The organism is Paenarthrobacter sp. GQ52 (assembly GCF_059759005.1).
The window spans coordinates 1-10,366 of sequence record NZ_JCAXEJ010000034.1; the positions used below are offsets into that span (position 1 = coordinate 1).

Below are 10,366 nucleotides of genomic sequence, written 5' to 3' on the forward strand. Positions count from 1 at the left end.
ATCCGTGAACGGAGATACTGCGGGAGCGCTGAACGCCGGTGATCCGGCATGACGGTACAGGAACGCGGCCATCGCATCCCGGGCAATGGACTCCAACGGACGATACTGCCGCACCCCGCCGACATCCCAGCCCGTGGAAATACCCGACGCCGCCAACCACGAAATCTCCGTAGCGAACTGCGATTCGGTTGGCACATCAGAGAACGTCACTACGTTCTCCACCACCGGATCCGCAGCCACCGCCGCCGGCAACACCAACAACCCCGGCGCCACCACCACCAACACCACAGCAACCAACCACGCCACACCACGACGAAACACCGCAACCCCCACACACCGGCGACACCCAGAAAACACTCAGAAAGCTAACTAAATGGCATTGCGCATTGACAAAGCAACAGGTTGAGGAATTGCGGACTCACATTACGCTTTCCAAAGCACTCATCACCGCAAACGGAAGGCTCCATCATGAGAGTTACACACAAAGGCGTGGCGGCTGCGGCTATGACACTGGCCATCGCTTCTTCGGGATTGGCCGCAGGACCAGCCTCCGCGCAGCCGGAATTCACGTCAGCTGCCTCGAACTTGAATCGGTTCCAACCGGCAACTGCAGACGCCGAGAACCCACCGTTTTCGGACGTGGCGATTGACTCGCAGTTCTATACGGAAATCACGTGGCTGGCCGAGAACGGCATTTCCACAGGCTGGCTCCAACCCGATGGGACCAGCACTTTCCGGCCCCTGCAATCCATCAATCGCGACGCCATGGCAGCTTTTATGTACCGACTGATGGGCTCCCCCGATTACACGCCTCCCAGCAAATCGCCGTATGCGGACATTTACGCCGAGTCGATGTTTTACAAAGAAGTCTGCTGGGTGGCGAGCGAAGGCATTAGCCAGGGCTACGTCGGCTATGACGGGTCATTGTTGTTCGGGCCCGCTGGCTCAGTCACCCGCGATGCAATGGCAGCGTTCTTGTACCGCCTCGCCGGATCGCCTGACTACACGCCGCCGTCGAAATCCTCATTCGAGGACGTCCTGCCGGAAAGGCAGTTCTACAAGGAAATCAGTTGGCTTGCCTCTACCGGGATTTCGACAGGTTGGACCGAAGACGACGGCACAAAAACGTATCGACCCAACGAATCCATCAACCGCGATGCGATGGCCGCATTCATGTATCGGTTCCATCATGAATTGATCGACGGCTGAGAACCTAACGGGCCCGGGCCAGCCGTTCCTCTACTTCAGTGGCTTTGTCGGGCTGGCCCGACACGACGTACAGCTCCGAGAGAATGTTCAGCGCCCGCTCCGGTTTGGGGGTCAGCGCCGCAGCACGTTCAATATCTGCAATGGCACCCTCCAAATCTTGGCCGCTGGCTTTCGCAAGTCCACGTAGAAGGTGGGGCTCCGACGTCCACGGCGAACGTTCGATCTGTGTATCCAGCGTTTTCCGTGCGGATGGAACGTCGCCGGTCCCCAGTTGTCCGATGGTAAGTGCAGTAAGTGCCTCCATGGAGGACGGGTTACGTTCGACGGCGGCCCTCGCCCAAGTGGTAGCGGCTGCTGCCGCTGTTGTATCGCCCGTGACGGCGCGGACAGCGAATGCTTGTGCGGCAAGAAGGTCGATGTCTTGGTCCCAGGGTCGTAGGGCCTTTGCCTGTTCGAACTCCTTAGTCGCTTTCGGGATGTCACCCGCGGCGGCCAAGTCAGTACCCGACTTCATGGGTACTTCCGCGGTTGCCGCTACACCAGCGACGATCGCAGCCACCAGCGCCAACCCAACTGCTGATAGGCGAACAGAGTCAAGAGCTTTACCCGGCCGACTCTTTGCGGGTCCCTCCAGCACGGGAGCATTTCCAAGAATGGCACCAGCCAGTACACAGACCAACGCGATAGTTCCCGGTGACGTGAAGTGAGTCATGAGTGCGGATCCGTAGCCGCATATGGCCACCAGCGCACCGATCAGGAACAGTTTGTGCTCGTTCAATGGTGCGGTGCGGATACGCCTGAAACCGATCACGATGACCATGCACACAGCCGCAGCTACGGAAAGAAGGAACAACAATCCTCCTGCGCTGACCAGCTGGAGAAGGACCATGTGCGGGCTGTCCGCCGGGAACTCAGTACCCACGTTCTTGGCGAATGCGTCGGGTAGGTGAGAAGGCAATGCGTCCACGAATTGCCCCGCCCCAAGTCCCAGGAACGCGTCGCCGGACAGGGTCTGAAGAGATGCCTCCCAGAGGTATACGCGACCCGTAACGGTTTCCATGCTGAACAGGCGTTCCGCAACGGAAGGGATGGACCATGACAAAACTGCGGCAATGCCTACGAATCCTAGGAAGGCAGCGATCGCGTGAACGGGCCTTCCCGATTTAAACAGCTGAAATGCCTTGAATCCGAAGAGCAGAATTCCGCAAATAACCACAATGAGGATGCAGGCGCGGGAACCGGAAGTTACAGTTACTACCCCTGCCGCGGCCGCTCCTATTTGCGCCAATTTATTCTTTGACCATAAGGCCGTGGGCAGTAGCAGCAGGCAAGCGACCAATCCCGCCAAGCCCAGATCTGTGGCATTACCCAACGTCGCCCCGGGTCGTGTGTCGTCGGCACCACCAAGGGGTCGGAGACCAGCCGCCTCGGCCACTGCAATGGGCGCCAGAATGAGCATGCTGAAGCACAGTCCATGGACAAGATACTGCCTGCTTTTTGCTGCGGAGGAACCACCCAATACACGCGCTCCCACCACCAGCAAACCCACGTATATGAGCAGGGCAGGCAGGCCCTCGTACCGCGGCCACCGTCCAACAAAGGCAGCTGACAGATCCCCGGAACTCAGTGCTGCAATGACATATGTCCCCACTATGGCTGCCAAAATCAGCACCGTAGGACGCCCAAGTCGTGACGTCGCGGGAGCAAGAAGACCCAGGCACAACGCGAGCAACAAAATGGCGAGTTTTGGCAAAACGAACCTGTAGAGACCACCCGGCAGCATGATCAAGGGTGTCGCGACCAATAAAGTCACACTAAGAAGCGCCATTCGGTGACTACCGAAAGTCGGCTCCCAAATGCGGCGTAATGATTGCACTATTTTCCCCCATGATCGACAGACCCGCCGTATAAGAAATAGCATGTGGCTGACGCAACAACTTGACTTGACTCGGCGTCGAAAATCAAATATATGGGGGCACTCTTGAAACAACCGAAACTTTTGCGGCAAATACTTGTGCCCGTGGCCGGTTTATCACTCCTCGCAGCATCCTTCTCCGGTGCGCCGGCCGCCGTCGCTGCGGGAACTGCAAGCATCAGCGGAAGCGTGCAGATGCAGGCTGGTCTCAATGCCAGCATGATCATTATCGACGCCTACAAAAACGACGCCTTCGTCGGCGAAACCCGCATTTGGAGCGGATCAGGAACTTACACTTTGGAGGGGCTGGAGCCCGGCACCTACAAGGTTAAGTTCAGCGCCTACGGGGACGGTGGTGGCGCACCAGTCAACGTCTCGGAATGGTATGACGACAAGGAACTGGCGTCCTCAGCCCAAACCATCTCGCTGACCACAGGGCAAGCACAGGCCAACGTCTCTGCCGTTCTGAACACAGGCGCGACCGTCAGCGGCAAGGCGACGGTTCCGGCCGGCGTCGACCCCACGAAGATCACGGTGGACGCAACGCGGGACGGCGAATACAGCTCTTATAGGGCTTCCCTGAAAGCGGACGGTACGTACTCGCTCACCAACATGATCGCCGGCCAGTACCGGCTCAACTTCTATTGGGGTGACAACGCAACTCCGAGCCCCATAATCTCCACCTACCTCGGCGGAGTTAACTGGCCTGCGGCCACCTTGGTAAACGTTCCCAAACAGGGCAACGTCACGGGCCAGAACATTACCTTGGCTGCTGCCGGCATCCTTACGGGCAAAGTGACAGTACCCGTGGGGGTGGATGTGACCAAAGTAGCCGTGTCCCTCACAAATCCCGCTAAACCAGCAGATTTCGGTGGATACACCACTCCAAAAGCAAACGGCGAATTCAGCTTGGGAGGACTGGTGCCGGCCTCCTACAGGATCTCCTTCGGATGGAGTGGCGATCAGTCCCCTGTCGTCTCGGCCTATTACGGACCTCCAGATGCTACGGCGGACACAGCAACCTTGGTAGCGGTTTCTTCCGCCCAGCCCACAGTGGGCATCAACCAAACGCTGATTGCCGCAGCGCAAATCAAGGGCAAAGTAACGGTACCCGCCGGCTTTTCCGCAGCCAACATCCTCGTAATGGCGAAGGACACCGCCGGGGTGAAATGGATGGGCAGCGGTCAAACCGATGGCACAGGTGCATTCACCATCGGTGGACTCCCGGCAGGCTCCTACAAACTCGAGTACTCGCCGGGTAACCAGAACCTTCTCAACCAGTGGCACGGGCAAAAGCTGGATGCTGCCTCGTCTGAAGCCGTGAGTGTCACCACGGGGCAAATCCTCCCGATCGCAAATGAAGCCCTCCTCCCTGGAGCGGTGGTTTCCGGCACACTCGCCATCCCCGCAGGCTCCCAAAGCCAGTACAAGTACGCGACGGCGACTGGACCAGGCGGCGTTGGCAGTGCATCTGTCAATGACGACGGAACATTCTCGTTCACTAAGCTGCCCGCTGGCACTTACACCATTGAATTCAACCGCTCGAGCGGCCTCACCACCGACTTGGAAGCGTCCTTTTACAAGGACAAGGCCGAGTCATTGGGTGCCGCTTCGGCAACTCAAATCACAGTCGCTACAGGTGAAGCCAAAACCGGGCTGACGAGCACCGCGAAGGCGGGCGGTACGCTCACGGGCAAGATTGTGGGCACAGATGGTCAGCCGTTGAACAATGTTCCTGTCCGCGTCTACACCAAGGACGGTTCGCTGGTCACCCGCGGCGCAAACACCATCGCCAACGGCACGTTCAAGGTGACAGGGCTCAGCACAGGAAGCTACCTCGTCTCGGCCAACATGATCCCTACCCGGCCTTCGGGTTCCCTGGGGACCATTTTCTCCGGCAACGTGAAAACTGAAGGGGCTGCCTCGAATGTAACCACCACAGTGGGAACCAACACTGACATCGGCACGCTCAGCTTCGCCACGGCAGGCAACGCCGGAACCGGATTCGCCGACGTGCCCGCAGGTGGGCAATTCAGCACGGAAATTACCTGGATGGCCACGGCCGGCATCAGCACCGGCTGGACGGAAGCGGACGGCTCCAAGACGTTCCGACCTCTTACCCCCGTCAACCGTGACGCGATGGCAGCCTTCATGTACCGGCTGGCTGGCAAACCGGCATTCATGCCTCCGGCTACCTCACCCTTTGCGGACGTGCCCACCAGCAGCCAGTTCTACAAGGAAATCACTTGGCTCGCTGACAAGGGTGTTTCCACCGGTTGGACGGAGGCCGACGGAAGCAAGACCTACCGCCCCGTTCAGGCGGTCAACCGTGACGCCATGGCAGCCTTCATGTACCGGTTGGCATTGAAACCGGCTTTCACTCCCCCGGCCACGTCGCCGTTCACCGATGTGCCAACAAACAGCCAGTTCTACAAGGAGATCACTTGGCTGGCAGCCCAAGGCATCAGCACCGGCTGGACAGAAGGGGACGGAAGTAAGACGTTCCGTCCGGTGAACGCCGTCAACCGCGATGCGATGGCAGCGTTCATGTACCGCTACAACGCGAAGTTCAACGCAGGCTAGTCCCCATCAAGCGAAACGGCCGGCACCACATAGATGGTGCCGGCCGTTTCTGCCTGTACATCAAGGTTCAGTGTTCTCCTGAAAGGCCGGGCAGGAACTCCGCGGGCAGGGTGGAAACGGGAACCAGGACCATGTCCTTCGCCTTCCAGTCCAGATCAATACATGCCTGGCGGGCTGTTTCCAGCTGCTTCAGGGTGGGCATGTCCCCTGACGGGACAATGAACGTTTCGATGTGGAAGACGTGTCCTTCGTCCCTAATCCGGGATTTTGCCGTTTCCACCCAGTCGAGTCTGCTGAGGTAGTCGTCAATCTCATTGCCCAAGGGGTGAGGCTTGGCGTCGTCGTACGTTCTAGCGCGCTTGTCCATGAGGGCAGTGATGGCTGCCTTGGTGTTGCGTATGCCGTCGTGAAGGATGCTCGCGGAGATGATCAAGGCGGCGACTGCGTCCGCCCACCACCAGCCGATACCGATGCCCGCAACGCCTGCAGCAGCGGCGACAGCGGTCTGCCAGTCTGCTTTGTTCATGTCGGCGTCCGCATAGAGGACCTTGTCGTGCAGGGTCTTCGCCAGTTTCATCTTCTTGTGGCCCAAGTAAACCGGCGGGCCTGCGGTGAGGAGCATGGCAACGATCATGACCCAGCCAAGCCAGATCGTCTGGCCGAAGAAGTCGAACCCACCGATGGTGGGGTGTTCCGCCGTCAAAAGGCTGATACCGGAATCAACAATCAAGTAGGCGCCCATGACGAACAAGGCCACAGCCGCTACGACGTGGGCAACGCCCACGGCACGGTGGTAACCGTAAGGATGCTCCTCGGTGGGGCGCTTGCGGATCACGCGGGTGGCTATCAGGAAAGACAGGGGCGGCAGGAACGACAGGACGTCTTCGAGCCAGGCAGCTTTCATGGCTTGGGAGTTTCCCAGCAGCAGATAGATCATCGCGGTCGAAACTGCCAGGAATGCCACGGTGATCCACTCGAAGCGGATCGCTTTGCGTAGCGCCCGGTGCTGTTCTTCAGGCAATTCGGTATGCCCGAAACGTGAGTTCACTTTCGCGGGGAGGCTGGCGGTGGCTTTCACTTGGTGCCCTCCGACTCTTTGAGGAACGTATCCAGTGTTAAGAGGAAGCCGTTCTCTCCTTTGGCGACCAGCATTACGTGTTTGTGCTTTTTCCTGTGTCGTCCACGGATTCGGCGTAGGGCTGCGTCAGCGCTGTGTGCTTTTCCCATGGCGTGTCTTCACGCAGGCCGCCGATCATGAGGTCAAGTTCGCCGTGCTCTACGCGTTCGGCCAGGATATGTTCGGTGCCCGTGCTCCACTCCACCCTTGCATCCAGTTGCGCCGCGAACCTCCGCACCAGTTCGGCTTCGGTCCCGGTGGGCTCCCCGGAAGGTGGGAGCTTCACCCAGTCGCCGTTGGGACTAGCGCCTACCCTGAGCACGCCACCGCTAACGCGGTCGAGTGTGCCCTGAGGGTCAGCCGGGACGCTTATTGCGCAGCCCGTTAGCAAAATGACAGCCGCCGTCAGAATGGCCACTCTCAATCGCCGGTACATGTCTCCGTGTCCTCCTACTGGGTCTTGCCACCACTATAGGCAGGTTACTTATTATTTGTGTGACTAAGCCTCGGCCGACTTAGCCGGAATTCTGCCCACGGCGCACAAAGCTCCCGAGGAAGCGGAGATTCCGTAGACTTATTGGCACTATGGATGACCCTCCTTCACATTTGCCTTGGCCCCTCGACTTTCTGACCGGCACGCCGGCCATCACGGGAGAGGGGCGCCCGAATGTATGAATGGATCATGCTCGGTATCGGCCTCATCCTGACGGTCGGTACCGGATTCTTCGTTGCCTCCGAATTCGCGCTGGTCAATCTTGACCGGAACGACCTTGAGGCCCGCCAAGCCCGCGGTGAGAAGCGCCTGGCGCCCACCATTAAAGCGCTGAAGATCACCTCGACGCACTTGTCCGGCGCGCAGCTCGGCATCACGTTGACCACGCTCCTAACCGGTTACACGTTCGAACCGGCCATCAGCAAGATGCTCAGCGGCCCACTGCTCGCGATGGGCCTTCCCGAAGCCGTGGTTCCCGGAATCGGCGCTGTTGCCGGAATCTTCCTGGCCACCATCTTCTCCATGGTGATCGGCGAGCTCGTGCCCAAGAACTTCGCTTTGGCTCTGCCATTGGCCACAGCCAAGGTGGTTGTGCCCTTCCAGGCACTGTTCACGGCCGTGTTCAAACCAGTGATCCTGCTGTTCAACAACACCGCGAACAGCATCATCCGTTCGTTCGGCATCGAACCCAAGGAAGAACTTTCCGGCGCCCGTAGCGCCGAAGAACTCAGTTCCCTGGTGCGCCGATCCGCCCTCGAAGGATCCCTTGACCTGGACCACGCCGTCCTGCTGCACCGGACACTGCGGTTCTCCGAACACTCCGCCGCGGATGTCATGACACCACGCGTGCGGATGACTGCTGTGAATACCACCGACACCGCCGAAGACATCGTTACCCTCGCAACTTCGACCGGCTACTCACGCTTTCCCGTTATTGGTCGCGACCGTGACGAGGTCCTAGGTGTCCTGCACGTGAAGCAGGCCTTCGCCGTCGCCCTGGATCAACGCGACCAGGTGACCGCTGCAGAGCTGATGATCGAACCCTTGCGGGTTCCGGAATCCATGGGCGTTGATTCGCTGCTGGGCCTGCTGCGTAAACAAGGCCTGCAGGTAGCGATTGTTTCCGATGAGCACGGCGGGACCGCTGGCATCGTCACCCTTGAGGACCTGGTGGAGGAGATCGTCGGTGAACTCGAGGACGAGCACGACCGCGCCCGGGTGGGTGTGGTCAGGACGGGCCGCTCCATCACCTTTGATGCTTCCCTCCGGCCCGATGAGCTCTTGGACAGGACCGGAATTGCCGTTCCTGACGGCGAGGAATACGACACAGTAGCCGGGTTCGTCACGGACGAACTGGACCGCATCCCCGAGCTCGGGGACGAAGTCCCCGTCACGGGCGGAACGTTGCGGGTTGAACGCGTTGTAGGCACCCACGTGGAACGCATCCGCTTTACCCCTGACGAGTCACAGGAACCGCCCAAGAGTCCTCATGACCGCATCGTCGATAATCTCACGCAGGAGCTGACCCATGAGTGAATACCTTCCCGGCATCATCTGGCTGGTGGTGCTCCTGGTGGTGAACGCTTTCTTCGTCGGCGCCGAGTTCGCCGTCATTTCGGCCCGCCGGTCACAGATTGAACCGAAGGCGGAGGCTGGCAGCAAAGCGGCCAAAACCACTTTGTGGGCCATGGAGCACGCAACACTGATGCTGGCAACCAGCCAGCTGGGCATCACCGTGTGTTCCCTGGTGATCCTGAACGTCTCTGAGCCCGCCATCCACCACCTCCTGGAAATCCCTCTAGGGCTGACCTCTCTGTCCGGTGAAGCGATTGGCATCATCGCCTTCGTGGCCGCGCTGTTGCTGGTGACCTTCCTGCACGTGGTCCTCGGTGAAATGGTCCCGAAAAACATCTCCTTCTCCGTCCCAACCCGCGCAGCGCTGATCCTAGCGCCGCCTCTGGTGATGGTCGCCCGGATCTTCAAACCGGTGATCTGGACCCTGAACGGGATCGCGAACTCCATCCTGCGCCTTTTCAAGGTTGAACCCAAGGACGAAGCCACCAGCGCATACACCTTGGATGAAGTAGCCAACATCGTGGAGCAGTCCACCCGGGACGGGATGCTCAGCGACACCAGCGGCACCCTGATCGCGGCGTTCGAGTTCACGTCCAAAACCGTCGCGGACGTCGAAGTGCCTATCGGCGAGATGGTGCTCCTGCCAGCCACTTCGACGCCGGCGGACATCCAGCGCGCGGTGGCCGAGCACGGCTACTCCCGCTACATCCTCACCGACGACGACGGTACGCCCACCGGGTATTTGCACCTCAAGGACGTCATGGACCTGACCACCCGGGAAAAGTTCGCCCAACCTGTGCCGGCCAAACGGATCCGCAGACTCGCATCCGCCTACAGCGGCAGCGAACTCGAGGACGCACTGGCGACGATGCGACGCAGTGGTGCGCACGTCGCGCGGGTTTTCGACGCTGCCGGGAATACCACTGGTGTGCTGTTCCTGGAGGACATCATCGAAGAACTCGTCGGAGAAGTACAGGACGCCACCAGTACCTGAGTAATCCCATCTCGTCAGGGTGATCGGCTGACGTTATTGGACGCCACAAAAGGCAAACCCCACGACATTTGAGCCTTTTCTGTTGCTTCGCCTGTGAGTGATGCCATTTAGTTAGCTTTCTGAGTGTTTTCTGGGTGTCGCCGGTGTGTGGGGGTTGCGGTGTTTCGTCGTGGTGTGGCGTGGTTGATTGCTGTGGTGTTGATGGTGGTGGCGCCGGGGTTGTTGGTGTTGCCTGCGGCGGTGGCTGCGGATCCGGTGGTGGAGAACGTAGTGACGTTCTCTGATGTGCCAACCGAATCGCAGTTCGCTACGGAGATTTCGTGGTTGGCGGCGTCGGGTATTTCCACGGGCTGGGACGTCGGCGGGGTGCGGCAGTATCGTCCGTTGGAGTCCATTGCCCGGGATGCGATGGCCGCGTTCCTCTACCGTCATGCCGGCTCACCGGCGTTCAGCGCTCCCGCAGAATCTCCGTTCACGGAC

7 protein-coding genes and 2 pseudogenes are annotated in these 10,366 nt (G+C 59.6%); 5 read left to right on the forward strand and 4 right to left on the reverse strand.

Annotation, left to right across the window (positions count from 1 at the left end; all coding sequences use genetic code 11):
- Positions 1-321: pseudogene (locus tag AC6CH8_RS22695) on the reverse strand (chromosome condensation regulator RCC1); the annotation flags it as partial.
- 147 nt (positions 322-468) lie between these two features.
- Here AC6CH8_RS22695 and AC6CH8_RS22700 point away from each other — a divergent pair.
- Positions 469-1,209, forward strand: coding sequence for an S-layer homology domain-containing protein (locus AC6CH8_RS22700; protein ID WP_498192447.1), 741 nt, complete (start codon positions 469-471; stop codon positions 1,207-1,209).
- Between the two features lie 4 nt (positions 1,210-1,213).
- Here the strand turns inward: AC6CH8_RS22700 and AC6CH8_RS22705 are convergent, their stop codons facing one another.
- Complete coding sequence (locus AC6CH8_RS22705; RefSeq protein ID WP_498192448.1) at positions 1,214-3,022, reverse strand: polymerase; 1,809 nt, start codon at positions 3,020-3,022, stop codon at positions 1,214-1,216.
- Positions 3,023-3,223: 201 nt separating this feature from the next.
- Between AC6CH8_RS22705 and AC6CH8_RS22710 the strand changes: the two genes are divergently transcribed.
- On the forward strand, positions 3,224-5,707 hold the full coding sequence (locus tag AC6CH8_RS22710) for an S-layer homology domain-containing protein (RefSeq protein ID WP_498192453.1): 2,484 nt from the start codon (positions 3,224-3,226) through the stop codon (positions 5,705-5,707).
- A gap of 67 nt (positions 5,708-5,774) precedes the next feature.
- Here the strand turns inward: AC6CH8_RS22710 and AC6CH8_RS22715 are convergent, their stop codons facing one another.
- Positions 5,775-6,785 (reverse strand): cation efflux transmembrane domain-containing protein, encoded by a 1,011-nt coding sequence (locus tag AC6CH8_RS22715; RefSeq protein ID WP_498192449.1) that lies wholly within the window; start codon positions 6,783-6,785, stop codon positions 5,775-5,777.
- A 73-nt stretch (positions 6,786-6,858) separates the two neighbouring features.
- Complete coding sequence (locus AC6CH8_RS22720; protein WP_498192450.1) at positions 6,859-7,260, reverse strand: transporter substrate-binding domain-containing protein; 402 nt, start codon at positions 7,258-7,260, stop codon at positions 6,859-6,861.
- A 231-nt stretch (positions 7,261-7,491) separates the two neighbouring features.
- On the opposite strand from AC6CH8_RS22720, the gene AC6CH8_RS22725 reads away from it, so the two are divergent.
- From AC6CH8_RS22725 to AC6CH8_RS22735, 3 genes and pseudogenes are all read left to right on the forward strand, one after another.
- On the forward strand, positions 7,492-8,853 hold the full coding sequence (locus AC6CH8_RS22725) for a hemolysin family protein (protein ID WP_498192451.1): 1,362 nt from the start codon (positions 7,492-7,494) through the stop codon (positions 8,851-8,853).
- The gene (locus AC6CH8_RS22730) at positions 8,846-9,886 is read left to right on the forward strand and encodes a hemolysin family protein (protein WP_498192452.1); all 1,041 of its coding nucleotides are present in this window, start codon (positions 8,846-8,848) and stop codon (positions 9,884-9,886) included. The genes AC6CH8_RS22725 and AC6CH8_RS22730 overlap by 8 nt, the downstream gene beginning before the upstream one ends.
- 159 nt (positions 9,887-10,045) lie before the next feature.
- A pseudogene (locus AC6CH8_RS22735) lies at positions 10,046-10,366 on the forward strand (chromosome condensation regulator RCC1); the annotation flags it as partial.

What these genes read in the sequence shown, in the direction of transcription:
- AC6CH8_RS22720 (WP_498192450.1), bottom strand. Translation starts at nt 7,260, where the DNA reads ATGTACCGGCGATTGAGAGTGGCCATTCTGACGGCGGCTGTCATTTTG.
- AC6CH8_RS22730 (WP_498192452.1), top strand. Translation starts at nt 8,846, where the DNA reads ATGAGTGAATACCTTCCCGGCATCATCTGGCTGGTGGTGCTCCTGGTG.
- AC6CH8_RS22725 (WP_498192451.1), top strand. Translation starts at nt 7,492, where the DNA reads ATGTATGAATGGATCATGCTCGGTATCGGCCTCATCCTGACGGTCGGT.
- AC6CH8_RS22700 (WP_498192447.1), top strand. Translation starts at nt 469, where the DNA reads ATGAGAGTTACACACAAAGGCGTGGCGGCTGCGGCTATGACACTGGCC.